The 18218-nt window shown below is 61.5% G+C and carries 16 protein-coding genes; 13 read left to right on the top strand and 3 right to left on the bottom strand.

From position 1 onward, the window contains the following. Position 1 precedes the first annotated feature (1 nt). A complete protein-coding gene (locus AC2FME_RS15855) occupies positions 2–1186 on the bottom strand; it encodes an AI-2E family transporter (protein ID WP_496800954.1) in 1185 nt (394 codons plus the stop codon). Between the two features lie 271 nt (positions 1187–1457). Here AC2FME_RS15855 and AC2FME_RS15860 point away from each other — a divergent pair, with 271 nt between their 5' ends. The 5 genes from AC2FME_RS15860 (at position 1458) to cls (ending at position 5349) form a co-directional block, all read left to right on the top strand. After that, positions 1458–1688: a hypothetical protein gene (locus tag AC2FME_RS15860; RefSeq protein ID WP_496682463.1), complete on the top strand. Its 231-nt coding sequence runs from the start codon at positions 1458–1460 to the stop codon at positions 1686–1688. Between the two features lie 170 nt (positions 1689–1858). Continuing rightward, positions 1859–2104 (top strand): hypothetical protein, encoded by a 246-nt coding sequence (locus AC2FME_RS15865; protein ID WP_496682465.1) that lies wholly within the window; start codon positions 1859–1861, stop codon positions 2102–2104. Positions 2105–2114: 10 nt separating this feature from the next. Further along, positions 2115–2597 (top strand): hypothetical protein, encoded by a 483-nt coding sequence (locus AC2FME_RS15870; protein WP_496682466.1) that lies wholly within the window; start codon positions 2115–2117, stop codon positions 2595–2597. 195 nt (positions 2598–2792) lie between these two features. Beyond that, positions 2793–3950, top strand: a complete 1158-nt coding sequence (locus AC2FME_RS15875) for a mechanosensitive ion channel family protein (RefSeq protein ID WP_496682468.1) — start codon at positions 2793–2795, stop codon at positions 3948–3950. Next, positions 3943–5349 carry a cardiolipin synthase gene (gene cls / locus AC2FME_RS15880; protein WP_496800955.1) on the top strand — a complete coding sequence of 469 codons (1407 nt, stop codon included), beginning with the start codon at positions 3943–3945 and terminating at the stop codon, positions 5347–5349. Before AC2FME_RS15875 ends, cls begins: the two co-directional genes overlap by 8 nt. A 408-nt stretch (positions 5350–5757) precedes the next feature. Here the strand turns inward: cls and AC2FME_RS15885 are convergent, their stop codons facing one another. Together AC2FME_RS15885 and AC2FME_RS15890 are read right to left on the bottom strand one after the other, a co-directional pair. Then, the gene (locus AC2FME_RS15885) at positions 5758–8133 is read right to left on the bottom strand and encodes a YbcC family protein (protein WP_496800956.1); all 2376 of its coding nucleotides are present in this window, start codon (positions 8131–8133) and stop codon (positions 5758–5760) included. A 29-nt stretch (positions 8134–8162) separates the two neighbouring features. Beyond that, positions 8163–9725, bottom strand: coding sequence for a proton-conducting transporter transmembrane domain-containing protein (locus tag AC2FME_RS15890; protein ID WP_496800957.1), 1563 nt, complete (start codon positions 9723–9725; stop codon positions 8163–8165). Positions 9726–9826: 101 nt separating this feature from the next. Here AC2FME_RS15890 and AC2FME_RS15895 point away from each other — a divergent pair, with 101 nt between their 5' ends. The 8 genes from AC2FME_RS15895 to arsB all read left to right on the top strand — a co-directional run bounded on the left by AC2FME_RS15895 (position 9827) and on the right by arsB (position 18178). Further along, the gene (locus AC2FME_RS15895) at positions 9827–10711 is read left to right on the top strand and encodes a LysR family transcriptional regulator (RefSeq protein ID WP_496800958.1); all 885 of its coding nucleotides are present in this window, start codon (positions 9827–9829) and stop codon (positions 10709–10711) included. Positions 10712–11307: 596 nt separating this feature from the next. Next, positions 11308–12099 carry a molybdate ABC transporter substrate-binding protein gene (gene modA / locus AC2FME_RS15900; protein WP_496800959.1) on the top strand — a complete coding sequence of 264 codons (792 nt, stop codon included), beginning with the start codon at positions 11308–11310 and terminating at the stop codon, positions 12097–12099. A 4-nt stretch (positions 12100–12103) separates the two neighbouring features. Continuing rightward, a complete protein-coding gene (gene modB, locus AC2FME_RS15905) occupies positions 12104–12772 on the top strand; it encodes a molybdate ABC transporter permease subunit (protein ID WP_496682487.1) in 669 nt (222 codons plus the stop codon). Beyond that, positions 12772–13890, top strand: a complete 1119-nt coding sequence (gene modC / locus AC2FME_RS15910; protein WP_496800960.1) for a molybdenum ABC transporter ATP-binding protein — start codon at positions 12772–12774, stop codon at positions 13888–13890. Before modB ends, modC begins: the two co-directional genes overlap by 1 nt. Before the next feature lie 139 nt (positions 13891–14029). After that, the gene (locus AC2FME_RS15915; protein WP_496800961.1) at positions 14030–14869 is read left to right on the top strand and encodes an arsenate reductase/protein-tyrosine-phosphatase family protein; all 840 of its coding nucleotides are present in this window, start codon (positions 14030–14032) and stop codon (positions 14867–14869) included. After that, positions 14866–15864, top strand: a complete 999-nt coding sequence (locus AC2FME_RS15920; RefSeq protein ID WP_496800962.1) for an ArsJ-associated glyceraldehyde-3-phosphate dehydrogenase — start codon at positions 14866–14868, stop codon at positions 15862–15864. The genes AC2FME_RS15915 and AC2FME_RS15920 overlap by 4 nt, the downstream gene beginning before the upstream one ends. A 38-nt stretch (positions 15865–15902) precedes the next feature. Beyond that, complete coding sequence (arsJ, locus tag AC2FME_RS15925; protein ID WP_496800970.1) at positions 15903–17138, top strand: organoarsenical effux MFS transporter ArsJ; 1236 nt, start codon at positions 15903–15905, stop codon at positions 17136–17138. Further along, positions 17135–18178: an ACR3 family arsenite efflux transporter gene (gene arsB, locus AC2FME_RS15930; RefSeq protein ID WP_496710929.1), complete on the top strand. Its 1044-nt coding sequence runs from the start codon at positions 17135–17137 to the stop codon at positions 18176–18178. The genes arsJ and arsB overlap by 4 nt, the downstream gene beginning before the upstream one ends. Positions 18179–18218 lie beyond the last annotated feature (40 nt).

The following is an 18218-nucleotide window of genomic DNA, read 5'->3' on the forward strand; positions in this document are numbered from 1 at the left end:
CTCACTTGGCACGGTTCTTTTCATACTCTTCCCTAAGCCGATTGGCCTCGATCTCCAGATCCGTCTGTGAGCTATTCTCAGCATCTTCGATTGTGGGCCTAACGGACGCTGTCTCCTGATCGTGTGTCGAGAGCCTTCCGTCGCCAGACATCAAGATCGCCGCCCATCTCAGGCCGGGAACATGGGCAAAAATTATCATTACGCAAACCGTAATGGGAACGCTGAGAAAAGCGCCAGGCAAACCCCAGATCGTCGTCCATGTCGTCAAGGCGACAATGACCATCATCGGGGATAAGTTGAGAGATTTCCCGGTAAGAGCAGGCTCCAAAATGTTGCCGATGACGAATTGGACTGCTCCGCAGCCCAGAACGATGATCAGTAATGCGGAATAGCCATCGAACTGGACCAGCGCCACAACCGCCGGGAAAATGACGGCCAGTACCGAACCAATTGACGGAATGAAGTTCAGGGCGAACGTCAGGACGCCCCACGTTTCGGCAAAGTCTAGGCCGACGGATTTCATGATCGCATAGCACAAAAGCCCGGTTAGAGCGCTCACAAATGTTTTGATGCCCACATACCGTTGCAGGGACTCTGAGATGTGAATGACGGTCCTGCCTATTTCCGCACCCAGCTCTGGATCATTGGCAGAGATTGCCAGCTTTTCCCGCATTGGGCGGCGTTCAATCAACATGAACGGCAAGTACAGGAGAACCAAGAAAGCGCCGGACAAGAACGTCTTGGCCGAGCTGACCGTTTCCACTGCAAACCCCGAGGCATCCAAGTCCTGGATGACGTTGACAACCGCGTTTGCATTATCGTCCCCAATGATCTCGACGATATTCGCAAGGATTCCGGCGAACCGGTCTTGATATCGTGGGACCGCGGCTGCCACTTCCTTTGCCTGAGCCGACAGTACACTCAAGATAGCGAGGATACCGGCCACGATAAGCAAGAAGCCCAAAACATATGACAGCCAAATCGGAACCGAACGGCCACCGATCCGAATTGCTGCGATACGATCAATGACAGATACAATGAGTACGAATAGCAGGCCAGAAATGGCCAGAGGTATCAGCAGCTCTTTAAGAACAAAAAGCCCTGTAACGGTAGTTCCCACAACAATTGAAGAGTAAGCCCAAAACGCCAAGGTCGCAGCTGGTCGGGTAGGCGTGTTTTGGTCCATGTTACGTGGTCCTGTCCTTGGGTCGCGAGCGCGGGCTGACCTCAGCGTAATTCGTCAGCGTGAGTCTGGCCTTTTCCTTTTGAGGCAAATGGCCTCTGGCGAAAGATCCTAGCTGCATTCGGCTGGTTGCTCCATACGCAAAAATCTTCTGCTCGTGCGTGACACGGCGATCATGGCGCAGCGAGGTTCGCAGATCGCCAAAAGTAAAGGTTTGATGTATTTTCAAGACGGCACTACGCTGTCAGCATGTGATGACACAGGAGGAATGGGTATGGAAATCAAGGATCTAATGGAGGACCTGCAGCGGCGTCGAGACGAGCTGCGGCTCCAACTGCACCTGGCGACGAAGGAAGCCGAGGACGAATGGAAAGAGTTGACCGCTCAGTGGGACAAGTTCTTGACACGCGACGAGTTCGAAAAAAGCGCCGAGGAAGTGGGCGAGGCGGCGCGGGCGATTGGCCTGCAGATGAAGGCGGCCTACGACAAGTTCAAGAAGTCTTAGGTCCGAGCTGCCCCGACCGCGCGCAGCGAAAGGGGCCGTGGGCATGGTTCCCGGCAAGAGTGGCGATGGAAACGTCCTGCGCTGAATGAGCAGAAGTGTCTCTGCCTTATAAAGTGTCCGGTTTCACGTGCCTCGACCTCGGACAACGCAACCAAATGGGAGATCGCCCCATGGCGACAAAAGCTGAGCTCGAAGCTGAACTGGCTGTTCTTCGCGAGAAGCTCAAGGAAAATGGCGGTTCATCAGCGCAAACGCAGAAAGTGCCCGACAACACCGATGAAAAGCGGGAGCCGGGGGGGTGGGACAGCGAGCTTTCTGAGCTTTTGGCACAAATCGAAGAATTGCCGAGCAAACATCCCCTGCTTCTTACATTGGGGGTATTCGCTCTAGGATATTTGATCGGTCGCTCAAAGTAGGGAACTTGTTATGAACCGCATCTCCAGAAACGTTTCTATCGTCCTGCGTTCCGAGCGACTGATCGCTCAGCGGCACTTGGCCGTATTGCGGCGACAAACCGGTCTGATGGCGGCGGCGGGTATCGCTGCGGCAGTCGGTTTGATCATGTTGAACGCGTCGGCATACTTGGCGCTTTCGCAAAGTGTTTCGGCGCCAATTGCGGCTTTGGTTGTGTCGCTGGCGAATTTGATCGTCGCCGCGATCTTGATTTCGATTGCAGGTAAGTCCAGCGCGGAACAGGAAACAGCACCGGTTGCAGAGGTGCGGGACATGGCCCTTGAAGACATCGAGGCCGAGATCCGAGCCTTTTCCGAAGAAGCCAAGGCCACGGCGGAAGCCGTCAAGAAAATGGCGAATGACCCGTTGGGTTCCATCGCCCCCAAAGTTGCAAGCAGCGTGGTCAGCGCAGTGATCCGGAACACCACGGAGAGCTCAAAAAAGGACAAAAGCTAGCGCATGCTCCTGCCTTCAATCTACCAGCTGCTCTAAACTTTTTGGCGCCGATTATCGATACTGCGAGCGTAACACTTGCCCCAAAACCAGGGCGGGCAAAATAGGCTTAGAACTTGTAGTTTTTCGGACAGTGATCAGCCAAGGATCATGAAATCAGGCTGCTTGGCGAGTGTAATTTATGGGAAGTCTTTTGCTGTGACCACTCATCTGGACAACACTTTTGGGAAATCAAGCATAGAGAGAACAGCAGAAAACATATCCATTTGGGTTGAGAGCATCGATCCAGTTCTTGCGATCAGTTTACTGGCTTTCGTTGTTTTGGTGTACGTTTTTAGAAAGCCATTGGCAAATTGTGTGCTGCAGCTTCTGAGTTTTCTCATGCGGCGCCTCGAAAGCGCAATATCAGAGGAAATACGCGGCAAGCTGCGTGAAGCCGTTCAAGTGCTTCTCGTCACCTTTGCTATGTTTATAGTTCTAGAGATTATCCAGCCTCCGGAACTACTCTCCCGATTTTTGCGTCGAGTGTTGACATCGATATGCATCATTGCGGTGTTTTCTGGCTGGTATCGATTGGCGGCCGTATTCGTTTCCATGTTGAGCAGTGAAGAACACGCGAAGTCTATCCGTCTCGAACAGGACTGGACTGTTAGAGTGACACAGTTCTCAGTTGTTCTTTTTGGTTTAGCTGCATTGCTCGAGGTCTGGGAGATCGACATTTCTGGTGCGCTGACGGGTGTCGGCGTGCTTGGCGCGGGGCTGGCAATCGCCTCACAAGACCTAGTAAGAAACTTGCTTGCCGGCATGACCAACAGCAGCGAAGAGCGCTTCGTGTCCGGAGATACGATTGATGTTGAGGGTTTGGTCGCCGGTGTTGTGGAGCGGGTGGACCTGCGCTCGACTCTGGTTGTTGGATTTGACCAGATCCCACGCTTCGTTCCGAACGCGGAACTGGCCAACAGCGTTGTGCTGAATTATTCCCGGATGAAGCATCGTCGGATCATGATGACCTTCGGCTTGGTGCTCTCTGCCAGCGAAAGTCAGGTGATCGCCGTTCGCGACGGGCTGCAGCGCTACATGCACGAAAGCGGCGATTTTGATACCTCGGATGACGCCCCGTGCTACGTGCGCGTCACGGGGCTGAGCGACCATTCGATAGATATTTTGTTCTACGGGCGTAGCCGATCGCCGACTTATTCAGACTTTCTGCGCGTCAGCGAAAACCTCAGCCTGAAAATCCTGTCTCTGGTCGCAGAAGTGGGAACCCAACTGGCCCATCCGACCCAAACGATAAAAACGGTTTCCCCGGCGCCTCATCAGACGCCCGGCCCGGACAAGGAGGACCTCAATGACTGAGTTTATCCTGGCCTTTCTGGTTGTCCTCGAGGGGATTGCCATCTTCTTCGCTTGGCGCGCCGTTCAAACCGCACGCACGCCGCAAGGGGCGGTGGGCTGGGCCATCCTGCTGATCGCCGCGCCTTACCTGGGCGTGCCACTTTACCTATTCTTGGGCCATCACAAATACCGGGGATTCATCCTTTCGCGCAAGGGCAGCGAACGCGTGATGGAAGGCCTGCGCGTCCATGCTGAAACGTATAGGCCCGTGGCACCGCTGCCGGTGTCGCCCCGGCCGCTGGAGGCGATTTCCGGGTTTCCGGCAGTGCGCGGCAATTCCATGCGGCTGCTTGTCGATGGCGAGGAAACATTCGCAGACATCTTCAATGCTATCGATGAGGCCGAGAATTATGTGCTGGTGCAATCCTATATCGTCAAGGACGACGGTGTGGGGCGCGCACTGGCCGAGCGAATGATCGCGGCGGCAGGCCGGGGCGTTAGCGTTAGGTTCCTCGTCGATGCGGTCGGCTCGATTGCGCTGCCCGCAACCTACTTCGATCGATTACGTGCGGGCGGCGTAGAATTCGTCGACCCCAAAAAAATGCCCGGGCCCCGGACGCGCTTTCACCTCAACTTCCGCAACCACCGCAAGACAATCATCGTGGATGGTAAGACCGGCTTTACCGGCGGGCTGAATTTCGGCGACGAGTACAAAGGACTGGACCCGAAATTTGGCGACTGGCGCGACACCCATGCCCGGCTGCAAGGGCCGATTGTGTCACAGCTGCAGCTGATCTTTGCCGAGGACTGGCACTGGGCCACCGAAGAGGTGCTGCTTGACGATCTGCTCTGGGATGCCCCCCTGGCCGGGGATGACATGGCCGCGATGCTGATGGCGACCGGCCCGGGGGACGAGATGGAAACCGGGGCGTTGTTTTTCTTTGCCTGCATTTCCATGGCCAAAGACCGCATCTGGATTGCCTCGCCCTATTTCGTGCCGGACACCGACGTGATCGCGGCCTTGAAATTCGCCGCACTGCGTGGCGTTGATGTCCGGATACTTGTTCCCGAAGTCGTCGACCACAAAGTGCCCTGGCTTGCAGCCTTTGCGTATTTCGACGAAATTCGCGACGCGGGGGTCAAGGTCTTTCGATACGATGCAGGCTTCATGCATCAGAAAGTCGTCCTGGTCGATGATGCCGTGGCGGCAGTGGGCACAACAAACATGGACAACCGCTCATTCCGTTTGAACTTCGAGGCCATGGCAATGCTTTTTGACACTCGCGCGGCTTCCCAGTTGCACGCGATGCTCGACGCTGACTTTACGCGGTCGTTTGAACTCACAAAGACACTGATGGAGCAACCTTGGAGAGTTCGCGTTGGCGCTCCAATTTCGCGGCTGTTTTCCCCATTACTCTGACTGCTTTGCTGGTGCGATCTTTGAAGTTTCATTCCTTCTTCAGAGTTTTTCGTAGAGTTGTGATTTTGACTGGGGGTAAGCATGTGGCGTATCAATCGCGCCTAGTTTACCGGAAAACCTGCCGCTGTAGTCGCCGATCGTGATCGTGCAGGGCTCGCGGTGGACGACGAGGCGCCCGATCACTTCGGGCGCAAGCCAGGCGAGGCGTTTGAGGTGGCCAAAGTAGCGGTCGGACAGGCCCTCGTCGGCGGCGAGATCCGTGAGTGTGGCGACCTAGCCGGCCTCCAGAATCTTCCGCTAGCGCCATGCCCGGCCGATGGCGCGCAAGAGGCGGAGACCTTGTGCCGAGGCAGTGCGAACACCGCCTCTTTGCCATGCATGATACCGAAGGCGATGCGTCTTTAACGCTCAAGCTACCTGCCTTGGAACGGTTTGTGTCCGCCATTCTCCACCTGGCCGATAGCGAGCGGCGACGCGTCCAGATTCGAGTTGCAGCAGGTGGAGCCAGCCGTTGTTGAACAGCGCCGCAACCTCGCTGTGGCGGGCGAGGATGTCCGAGATCGCTTCGCGCGGGGCCTCGATGAGCACGGTCAGGCGCTGCGGCTCATGCATCTGACGCATGCCGTCATGCACTGCCTGCCAGGGCAGTCCTGCCCGCAGCCGCCCGCCGTTTCCCTCGACCACGCCGATGCCGCCTGCGACATTGTGGATGAGTTTGTTGCCGGCACCGAAGACTTCGGGTGCGAGGCTTGAGCCGTAGTATTGCAGGGAGATCCAGCTTGCCACCACGACAGGTGCGGTCAGGATCAACTCGAGCGTGGCAAAGCCCTCGTCCGCCTTCCAGTCGTAACTGTGCAGAAAGGCACGCCCGCCGAGATCCTTGCCAGCGGTCGCCGCGCGCGGGGCGGCGATAAACACGGAACAGCCCGCAAGCCCCCATTCGGGGCGGATTTCGGACCAGTCGCGCGCCCGCGTCGCCACGGTTTGGGGCGTTGCGCCGGGAAGCTTGAGAGCGCGCTCCATCCGCGCCTGATTGCTCGCCGCTGCAAGCCACGCGCGGGTCTGTGCAAGCTCCGGCGCATGCGTGGCGGGGGCTTCGGCATCGAACAAACTCACTTCCTCGGTTGTGGTGTCGTGCAGCGCGGCCACGAAGTGCGTGTCCTCGGGCAGCGCGATCCCGAGCCCCGGAAGATGCGCACGGGTTTCTGGATCGTTCAGTAGTGCGGCCAGAAGCCGCGCCGAAACCGCACCTGTGTGACCTCCGCAGGCGCCGCAGTGATAGGCGCTTTCGTGGGGGTTGTTGGTGGCCTGTGCGCCATGGCCGACGAGTAACATCAGCCGTGCGAATCCTTCACGAAGGCCCATTGCCTTGAGCACGTCGGCCACGATTTCCGCCCGGCGTTCCGGCGAGAGCGTATCTGCAAGGCGAGGGGCGGGTTCTGGCGTCGCTGCTGCGGCGGCCTTGCCGAATGTGCCGGCCAGAAGCTTGCAACCATAGACGAGCCCCGCCGCCTCCACAAAGGCAAAAGACGAGACTGCCGCCTGCCGGAAACGCCCCCAGGCGCGCACTGCCCGCGCGTCAATGCGTGTTGCCTTCTCGGCGTTCCCGGGCTGCTGGCTCGAGCTGCGCATGGCGGGCGTCAGCAGCACCGGCAGATGCGCCTCGACCGCATCGGAGCCATGTGGAGAATGCGCGACCGGCAGGCCGAAGAAACCAGCGAAACCAAGGGTCTCGATCCCCGGTGCCTGCGCCTCGAGAGCGCGGCGAAACGGCTCGGAGCGCACGTCGATGCAAAAGGCCGCCTGCAGCGTCGAGCGTGCCGAGGGCAGGGCGGCGGGCCCATCGAGCCGCTCGTCGAGGCGCCGCTGGAGGGCACGTTCGGCGGCATCCTGAAGGATTGCGTCAATCACGAGGTCCGGGGTTGGCGCGACGGGTTCGGCATGCGCCCGAACCACCTCGGCCCAGCGGGGCGCGAGTTCGGAGTACTGCGCAAAAAGAGCCTCCTCCCAGGTCAGACGGATCGCTAGCAGCGCCGGAAGGGTGCGGTCGGTCCCTCTCTCTTGCTCGGCCTTCCACAGCAACCAGCGAGCGTGCTGCTCCCAGCCACCGAGATCCAAAAGCAGCCGGTGAAAGGCCGTTTCGGCCGCGTCTGCCTCGATGCCCAGCGACTCGGCCGCTCTGGCGATCGCTCGCTCCGGGGTGTCTGGGACGGCTGCGACATGCGCGCAGAAGCCATGGAGTCCGGCGATCTCGGGGGTCAGGTCGCGCGCGGCCCAGGCCCTCCAGGCGGCCCAGGCGGGGGCATCCGTCGCAGGTAACCAAAACGCTTGCCCCCGGTCGAAGTGACCGGCCGCCCAGAGGCCGACGCAGCGTTCGATCACGGCGGGCCAGTCGGTCCCGCTCAACTCGGCAGCAAGATCGGCAACGGTTGGCAGAGCGCGGGGCGCTGGTGTCGGCGCATGCATCTTGGCCTTTAGAAGCGCCAAGTTGGCCGGTTTAAGCGGTGAGGTGCAGGCAATCAGCGCCGCTGCGAGATCGTCATCGGTGATACGCCCTGCTGCAACATCGGCTGCAAGCTCAGTGCGCGGACGGAAGAGCGCCGCACCGGATACGCGCGCAAGACGTGCCGCCGCTACGGTCATGTTTTCTCCCGCCTGTCCAAGAAAGGGGTTGACTGCCACCGTGGCATCAAGCGGGAAGGCGGGTGGGATCGCCCGCACGGCGGCCTCGGCGGCCTTCAGGATCGCCGACAGCCGGGCTGGCGCTATGTCGATTTCTTGCATGAACATTTCGTAAGATCCTTATTTCGCGATTATTTGGACTTCACAGTGCGGAAGCCGCCGATCGCCTGGTCAATGAGCGCATTTAGGTACAGGCCGTTGGTGACATGCACACGCAGCCCTGCAGCAGCTGGGTGGTTCGCCCAGAGCGGAAACAGAGCCTGAGCAAGCGCCACCAACCCAAAGGACGTAACCGCGAGCACGATCAGCGCCCATTCCAGCGGGCCCGGAACAGGCGGTGCGGGCAGATGAGCGCCCCAGAGCGCTTGCGCGCCGAGTTGGAAGGCAAAATAGGCAACGGTGGCGGCGAGCGCGGCGCGCGCGGTGCGGCGCGTCAGGGCCCGCGGCGCGGCATCGGCCAGCCCCTGCGCCACGAGGTAGGCGACGCCGAAGACAAGAATCGCGCCCAGCGCCAACGCCTGCGGTGACTTCGGCCCGGCGATGGCCATGAAAGCCCCCGCCATAGCCGCATAAAGTGCCAGCGCCAGGGCAAAGGCCCGAAACACTGCCCCCCATCCCGGCACCGCCACAGGCCCCGGACGGCGCGCGGCGTTGACCTCGGCCACGGCCATACCGGCAGTCAGGAAGGCATGGCTCTTGTAGAGCCCATGGGCGACGATGTGCAGGAGCGCAATCGGCCACAAGCCCAGCCCGCATTGCATCAGCATGAAGCCCATCTGCCCGACCGTCGACCAGGCCAGTGCCGTCTTGACCGCGCTTTGTGTCAGCATCACCACCGCCCCAAAGAGAGCAGTGAGCCCGCCCATCAGGACCAGAACCGCCATCGCCGCAGGGCTGGCCTGCACCAGCTCTGCGAGCCGGATCAGCAGGACTCCGCCTGCATTGATGATCCCTGCATGCAGTAGCGCCGAAACCGGGGTAGGCGCCTCCATCACCTCAGTCAGCCAGCCGTGCACGGGGAAGGCTGCCGTCTTCAAGAGCGCTGCCAGCACAATGAGCGCCACGGCTGCCTGTCCCGCAGCGCCCAGGCCTTGCGCTTGCACAGACTCGCGCAGTGCGGTCAGATCGGCGGTGCCGAAAGACACCCAAAGCAGACCTGCTGCAAGCACCAGCGCTATATCGCCGGCGTGCCAGACCAGCGAGAACTTCGTTGCCGCTCTCCGCGCCGCCGGCCGATCCGAATAGAAAAGCAAGAGTTGACGCAACACTATCCCGGTTGCCAGAAAAGCTGCGACCAAAACGGCAATATGGCCGGCTTGGACCAACGCCAGAACAATGGCCAGCGTTGTCAGCATCAATGCGTGAAACCGCCCCTCCTGCGCTTCGCCGTCCATGTAGCGCTTTGAATAGCGTGTCACGATCCAGCCGATAAAGGCGACAAGCAGCGACATTGTCGCGCCGATCACGTCGAGCATGAGCAGCTGCCCGAATCCGCTGACGCCGGTCTTTGGCGCGGAACCTGTCGCGAGCATGGCGGCCCCGGAAAGGGCCAGCACTAGCGCGACAAGGCTTGCGCTTTCCGGCAGCCAGCGCGCACGGGGCGGACGACGGCCCGGTGTGACCATCATTGTGGCAGCGCCGATCAGCAAAACCAGAGGCGCGAATTGGCCCGGGAAGGCAAGAAGGGCATCCATTGTCAATCTCCACGTTCAAGGAACTGTGGAGCGGACATAAACTCTTGGCGTCATCCAGAAAATTACATAATTTTAGTGTAAACGTTCGATCTGATGGAACAATGGCCAAGCTCAACCTTCACCATCTTCACCTGTTCCGTGCAGTCGCGCGCGAAGGTACGCTCACCGGCGCGGCGCAGCGGCTGAACCTGTCGCAGTCGGCGATGTCGACACAGATCAAGACGCTCGAAAGCACGCTTGGCCATCAGTTGTTCGAGCGCCGCGGACGCGGGCTGGTGCTGACCGAGGCAGGACGGATTGCGCTCGACCATGCCGAGTCGATCTTCCGGACCGCAGACGATCTGGTGGCCACTCTGCGCGACCGCCACGCCGGTCGGAGAGCTCTGCGCGTCGGCGCATTGTCCACGCTGTCGCGCAACTTTCAGATTGGTTTCATCGCGCCCTTTCTTGTGCAAGAAGATGTCGAAGTTATTCTGCGCTCCGGTCCGCAGTCTCAACTCATCGCCGGTCTAGAGGCACTAGCGCTTGACGTGGTGCTTACCAACCACCCCCCCGCGCAAGACGCAGCTAGCCGCCACCTGATCCACAGCATTGCCGAGCAACCAGTCAGTCTGATCGGTCCGCCCGATCTTGCTGGGCAGCCGCTGCACGACTTGCTGGAAAGCCGGCCACTGATCCTGCCTGCCTCCGGAAGCGCGCTGCGGGCGGCCATCGACGCTATGTTCGACGGGTTCTCAATCCTGCCCCGCATCGTCGCCGAAGCCGATGACATGGCCATGCTGCGGCTTCTGGCGCGCTCGGGTGCGGGGCTCGCTGTAATCCCACCCATCGTCGTACAGGACGAGCTTGCGTCAGGCCGGCTGGTCGAGCTTGCCAAGCTCGACGGGCTGTCGGAGACTTTCTTTGCCGTGACTCTGCGTCGCCGCTTCCCCAACCCTCTCATCCGCGACGCGCTGGAGGCGGCCATGGCCGCGGAGTTCGGCTAAGGCTGATCTTTGTAGCGTCAAGAAAACTTCCGTGCTGTCCAGCCGAATATCCCTTGCGTAAGCTTATGCAGCCACAGGCAGTGCTGGAGTCTTGGTTTTGTCAAAATGCTCGCGCGATTTTTTGCGAACCTCAATCTCGGTTCTAGCATCCGGTTTTGGACCCTGAGTCATCCTTGGCCACTGATGAAACGAAACCCGCGCAATTTGGAGCGGTGCTATTTTCACAGGGATTTTCGATGGACTGAAAGTAAGCCCCGCCAAAATTTCGGCACCGGTTTCGAACGCGTGCAAGCTGGGCAACGGGGCAAGCCGACAGGAGGCAAAGCGGGCATCGCCGTTGATCGACTGGCGGTCAAGGATGATGAAATATGTCGTTCGTGCGGCTGAGACGGCCGGACCCAATCCAAAGGCCGTCTATTGCAGCGCCAGTTGCCTGTGTCGGCGTACTCTTTTTTGGTTTTCTGGAGGGACTCGTCGCAGAGGTCCTTGCCACAGAGCCGGATGGTCTGCGGCAAGAAATAGCAATTGACCCTTTGGGAGCGAGCGTGGATATTTTGCCAAGGAAAAATGGTGGCACATTCACCCGGAGCGCAGATATGAACCTCACCCGCCGCATGTTCGGGGCAGCGACTCTCGCCTGCGGAATTGCCGCCATTGCGCAACCCGCAGCGGCCCGGGCGCAGGAACCGCCCGTTATTGCCGCGGCATCGGATCTGCGCTTTGCGGTTCAGGATATCGCCGCCGCCTTCGCCATGGAAACCGGCCACGAACTGCGGCTTGCGTTCGGGTCCACCGGCAATTTCGCGCGGCAGATCCGCGAAGGCGCGCCTTTTGAAATGTTCATGGCGGCCGATGAAAGCTTTGTTCTCGATCTGGCCCGCGACGGGTTCTTGCGGGACGAGGGCGCTCTCTACGCCCAGGGGCGCGTGGCCATCGCAGTTCCGAACCAAGGGTCGGCGCTGGCAGCCGACGGGACGCTGGAAGACCTGCACCGCGCGCTTGGCGCCGGGCAGGTGTCGCGCTTTGCAATCGCCAATCCCCAGCACGCGCCCTATGGCATGCGGGCGATGGAGGTCCTGCAGCATGTGGGCATCTGGACGGCAATCGAACCGTCGCTGGTGTTGGGTGAAAATGTCAGCCAGGCCGCGCAGTTCGCGCTGTCGGGCAGCGCCGATGGCGGCATCATCGCTTGGTCCCTGGCCCAGTCGCCGCAGCTCCAGCCGCTGGGGGAATTTGCGCTCATTCCCGCCGATTGGCACCAGCCGCTGATGCAGCGCATGGCCTTGGTGCGGAATGCGGGGCCCGTGGCAGAGGCGTTCTATCGCTACATGAAAATGCCTGTTGCGCTTGAAATCTTGGCGCGCCACGGCTTTACCGTGCCGGGTTAGACGCATGGATTGGCAGGCGCTCTGGCTTTCGCTTTCGCTGGCTGCGTGGACGGTGGCCTTGCTTCTACCGGTATCGATCCTGTTCGGGCGGTTTCTGGCGACCCGTAAGTTCCGGGGAAAGGGTGTGGTCGAGGGGCTTGTGATGCTGCCGCTGGTCCTGCCGCCGACCGTGTTCGGCTTCTACCTTCTGGTCACGCTCGGGCGGAACTCTCCGATCGGTGCGGCCTGGCAGGGGCTGTTCGGCCACCAATTGGTCTTCAGCTTCGAGGGGTTGGTCGTGGCCTCGGTCATCTTCAACCTGCCATTTGCCATCCAACCGGCGCAGCGCGCCTTCGAGGCGATCCCGACGTCCCTGCGCGAGGCGGCGGCAGCCAGCGGGTTGCGCCCCCTGAGCGCGTTGCTGCGCATAGAACTTCCCCTGGCATGGCCGGGGGTGATGACGGCCATGGTGCTGACCTTCGCGCATACGCTGGGTGAATTCGGCATCGTCCTCATGGTGGGGGGCTCGATCCCCGGCGAGACCAAGACCATCGCCATCGCGATCTATGACCGCGTGCAGGCCTTCGACATGCAGTCGGCAGCGACGATGTCTTCGGTTCTGGTCGCCATTTCGCTGTTCACCATCGCTGTCACCTTCGCCCTGTCGGCCCGCATGGGGCGAAAGCTCGACTGATGACGCTCAGAGTTACGCTCCGGGCCAAGGCGCCAATTCCGCTTGATCTGACCTTCGCGGTAGGACCTGGAGAGTTGCTTGCGCTGGTCGGACCCTCGGGATCGGGCAAGACCACGACCTTGCGGACCATCGCTGGGTTCTGGCGGCCCGAAGCGGCGCGGGTCGAGGACGCCGGGATCACATGGCTCGATACCGAGGCGGGGGTCTGCTTGCCGACGCACCGCCGCCGCGTGGGCTTTGTGTTTCAAGACTATGCGCTGTTTCCGCATTTGACGGCGGCGCAGAACGTGGCCACGTCCCTGGGGGATCTGCCCCGCCGTGCGCGGGTGCGCGAGGCCGAACACCTGTTGCAGCGCGTCCATCTGGATGGGCTCGGCCATCGCCGGCCGGCGGACCTGTCGGGCGGGCAGAAGCAGCGCGTGGCGCTGGCTCGGGCCTTGGCGCGGCGCCCCGACGTGCTGCTTCTGGACGAGCCGTTCTCGGCCGTGGATCGTGCCACGCGTGAGCGGCTGTACGGCGAGATCATCGCTTTGCGGTCCGATCTGGAAATGCCGGTGGTTCTGGTGACCCATGACGTGAACGAGGCGCAGTTGCTTGCGGATCGGATGTTGGTTATCGACCGCGGCCGGGTCGTGCGCGACGGCACCACGGCCGAAGTGATGGCCGACGCCGACGCGCTGCGGGCCATGGGAATCCGCGAAGCGGCTGTCATGCTGCCCGCGATGGTGGCCGAGCATCTCGACGACGGTCTGACCCGACTTGACGCCGCGACCGGTCCGCTGTTCTTGCCCAGGATCGACGGGGCGCCCGGCACCGGTGTCCGGGTGCGGATCATGGCGCATGACGTGATCCTGTCGCGCGCCCGGCCTCTGGGGCTGTCGGCGCAGAACATCCTTGGCGGAACAGTGACACGGATCGTACCCGGAGCAGGACCGGGCGTGCTGGTCCATGTTGCGGTCGGTGAACACGAGATCCTCGCTCGGATCACACGCCGCGCGGCAGCCGATCTTGGTTTGCGACCGGGGGATCCGGTCCACGCCATCCTCAAATCCATGTCCGTTGCCCGCGATCATGTTGCGCGTGCCGCTGATGACGCGGGGGGCGGAGGCCTGGGCTGATCAGATCGGGCAAGGGTCCGTTGCGGCACAGGCCGGGGTCATGCCGGGGGCGTCCTGTCGGTTTGCGGCACTGCGAGAGTACGAGCTGTCATCAAACCGTCACTTGCGCTGCGCTTTTAATTTCGAATATTCATGAAATATGGAAAAAATGATTCCCGAACGTCTGTCCACCCTGGGACATCCACAGCGGCTTACCGTATTTCGGCTGCTGATGCGGCGCTATCCCGACCGCGTCCCGGCCTCGGAGATCGCGCGCGCGCTGGGGCTAAAGCCCAACACGCTGTCGAATTACCTGAGTGCATTGCTGCAGGTGGGCCTGGTTTCGCAGGAGCGGGCAGGGACCTCGTTGCGCTATGCCATCGAGATGGCGGCAGTGCGCGGGACGATCGACTGTTTGCTGCTGGACTGCTGCCGCGGCCGCCCCGAGATCTGCGCGCCCGCTTCCTGTACCACGTCTAACAAGACCGATCGGGACCGGAAGCTCAATGTGCTGTTCATTTGCACCGGCAATTCGGCGCGGTCGATCTTTGCCGAGGCGATCCTGCGGGACGAGGCGGGCGACCGGTTCAACGTGTATTCGGCCGGCACCCGGGCCCGGGCTGCGTTGAACCCGGTTGCTTTGCAGGTGCTGAAGCTCAATGGCCATGACATTTCGGATTTGCGCGCCAAGACCATCACCGAGCTTCAAACCCCGGGCGCGCCGGATTTCGATTTCGTGTTCACGGTCTGCGATCAGGCCGCGAACGAAGACTGTCCCGCCTGGCCCGGCCAGCCCATCAGCGCCCATTGGGGTGTGCCCGATCCGGTTGGGGCCGACGGGACGCAAGCCCAGAAAACACTCGCCTTTCAAGATGCTTACGACGCGATCCGCAACCGAATCCTGACCTTTTCATCGCTGCCGCTTGAAACCCTGGATCGCATATCTCTTCAGAACGCCGTGGATGACATCGGCCGGATCCATACCGAAGAAACCTCATGACCGTTTATGCTCTCAACGGCTTGGGCCGCATCGGCAAGCTGGCCCTGAAACCCCTGCTTGAGAAAGGGGCGCAGATCGCCTGGATCAATGATGCGGTGGGGGACCCCGCGATGCACGCGCATCTTCTGGAGTTCGACACCGTGCATGGCCGCTGGGCCGCCGACTTCAGTCATGACGAAAACTCGGTCACCATTGACGGCGTGCGGTTGCCCTTCATCGGAACCCGCAACCTGTCGGAGCTGCCGCTTGAGGGCGTCGACGTCGTCATCGACTGCACCGGAGTTTTCAAGACCGAGGCAAAGCTGGCCCCTTACTTCGACGCCGGCCTGAAAAAGGTGGTGGTCTCGGCTCCGGTCAAGGATGGTGATACGGCCAATATCGTCTTTGGCGTGAACGAAGGCACCTATGACCCGGCCCGCCACCGCATCGTGACCGCGGCCAGCTGCACCACGAACTGCCTAGCCCCTGTGGTCAAAGTCATCCACGAGAGCCTGGGTATCCGGCACGGCTCGATCACCACGATTCATGACGTGACCAACACGCAGACGATCGTGGACCGTCCGGCCAAGGACCTGCGCCGTGCCCGGTCGGCGCTGAACTCGCTGATCCCCACGACCACCGGCAGCGCCACGGCGATCACCCTGATCTATCCCGAGCTGACGGGGCGGCTGAACGGGCATGCGGTGCGGGTGCCGCTGCTGAATGCCTCGCTGACCGATTGCGTGTTCGAGGTTGAACGCGAAACGACGGCCGAAGAGGTGAACGCCCTGTTCAAGGCCGCGGCCGAGGGGCCTCTGGCCGACATTCTGGGCTATGAGGAGCGTCCGCTGGTCTCGACCGACTATACCAATGATACCCGGTCCAGCATCGTGGATGCACCGTCGACCATGGTGGTGAACGGAACGCAGGTAAAGGTTTATGCCTGGTACGACAACGAGATGGGCTATGCGCACCGCGTGGTGGATGTCGCGATGATGGTCGGGGCATCGCTTTGACACGCGCTTCCCAACGTCCGGACGGGCTGTCGGCCTATATGGCCGTCACGGCAGCCTATTGGGCCTTCATGCTGACCGACGGCGCCCTGCGGATGCTGGTGCTGCTGCATTTTCACACTCTGGGCTTTTCACCGGTCCAGCTGGCCTATTTGTTCGTGCTGTACGAGATCGCCGGGATGGCCACCAACTTGGCCGCCGGGTGGATCGCCGCGCGGTTCGGGCTGACCGCGACCCTGTACGCAGGGCTGACGATACAGGTGCTGGCATTGCTGGCGCTGGCGCAATTGGATCCGGGCTGGACCATCGGTGTGTCCGTCGCCTTCGTGATGGTCGTGCAGGGCGCCAGCGGAGTGGCCAAGGACCTGACCAAGATGTCGTCGAAATCGGCAGTCAAGCTGTTGGCCCCCACAGAAGGCGGCGGACTGTTCCGCTGGGTGGCGGTGCTGACAGGGTCGAAGAACGCGGTCAAAGGGCTTGGCTTCCTGCTGGGGGCGGCCTTGTTGGCCGGGCTCGGCTTCACGGGTGCCGTGCTGGGCATGGCGGGGGTTTTGTTCCTTATCTTGGTGGCGGTGCTGCTGGCGATGCCGCCGGGGCTGCCTAAAGGGCGCAAGGGCGCGAAGTTTTCCGAGGTCTTTTCGAAATCGGCCAATGTGAACTGGCTGTCCGCGGCGCGGGTCTTCCTGTTCGGGGCGCGCGACGTCTGGTTCGTCGTCGGCATCCCGATCTATTTCTATGCTGTGCTGTCGGATGGCAGCGAAGCAGGCAACCGCGCGGCTTTTTTTCTGATCGGCGGGTTCATGGCCATGTGGGTCATTCTGTATGGCATCGTTCAGGCCGCCGCCCCGCGCCAGCTGCGGGCAGGGGCGCGGGATGAGGCCGATCTGGTCGCAGCGGCGCGCAGCTGGGCCTGGGGGCTAGCCTGTGTGCCGGCCCTATTGACGGTGGCCGCGCTGCTGTCCTCTGGTCCGACGCCATGGCTGACGCTGACGCTGGTGGGTGGTCTGCTGGCCTTTGGCGCGGTCTTTGCGGTGAATTCCTCGCTGCATTCTTACCTGATCCTGGCCTTCACCCAAGCCGAGCGGGTGACGATGGATGTGGGGTTCTACTACATGGCTAACGCGGGCGGGCGGCTGTTGGGTACGCTGCTGTCTGGGCTGACCTATCAATGGGGCGGGTTGCCCTTGATGCTGGGGACGGCGGCCGCCATGGTCTCGCTGTCCGCCGTGACGGCGGGGCGCTTGCAGCCCCAAACAACTTCGGAGATCTCGGCATGAGCGTATTTGAACGGTATCTGTCCCTGTGGATCGCGCTGGCCATGGCCGCTGGGATCGCCATCGGCTCGTTCGCGCCGGGTTTGGTTCAGGCCATCGCGGCGGCCGAGGTGGCCAATGTCAACCTGGTGGTGGCGGTGCTGATCTGGGCCATGGTCTATCCGATGATGGTAGGGGTGGACCCAGGCAGCCTGCGCGACGTGGTGAAACAGCCCAAAGGGCTGGCGATCACCCTGGTGGTCAACTGGCTGATCAAGCCCTTTACCATGGCGGCGCTGGGCGTGCTGTTCTTCGAATACGTCTTCGCCGACCTGATCGCGCCCGCCGATGCCCAGCAATATATCGCGGGGCTGATCCTGCTGGGTGCGGCACCCTGCACGGCAATGGTGTTCGTCTGGTCGCATCTGACCAAGGGGGACGAGAACTATACCCTGCTGCAGGTGTCGGTGAATGATATTGTCATGGTCTTTGCCTTCGCTCCGATCGTGGCCTTCCTGCTGGGCGTGACCGACATTTCCGTTCCGTGGCAGACGCTGGTCCTGTCGGTTGTCCTGTTCGTGGCACTGCCACTGGCGGCGGGTGTCTGGACGCGCAACCGGCTGGGCTCGGCTGAGCGGATCGCGGCGTTCCGCGACCGGGTCAAGCCGTGGGGTGTTGTCGGCCTGATCGCGACCGTCGTCATCCTGTTCGGACTGCAGGGGCAGGTGATTCTAGACCGGCCGGCGGTCATTGCATTGATCGCCGTGCCGATCCTGATCCAGTCCTACGGGATCTTTGCGGTGGCCTATGCGGCGGCCTTTGCCCTGCGCGTGCCGCACCGGATCGCGGCGCCCTGCGCGCTGATCGGCACGTCGAACTTCTTTGAACTGGCGGTGGCCGTCGCCATCAGCCTGTTCGGCCTGAACTCGGGTGCGGCTCTGGCCACGGTAGTGGGTGTGTTGGTCGAGGTGCCGGTGATGCTGTCGCTGGTGACTTTCGCCAACCGGACACGCGGCAGGTTCCAGCAACGCGAAACAGGTGCCGTGGAACGTGCCGGCATCTGACTGTCGGTTTAACATGCTGAAAGAAAGCACGTCTTGCCCA

The sequence above is a fragment of the Ruegeria sp. BHSC026 genome, from assembly GCF_059613065.1.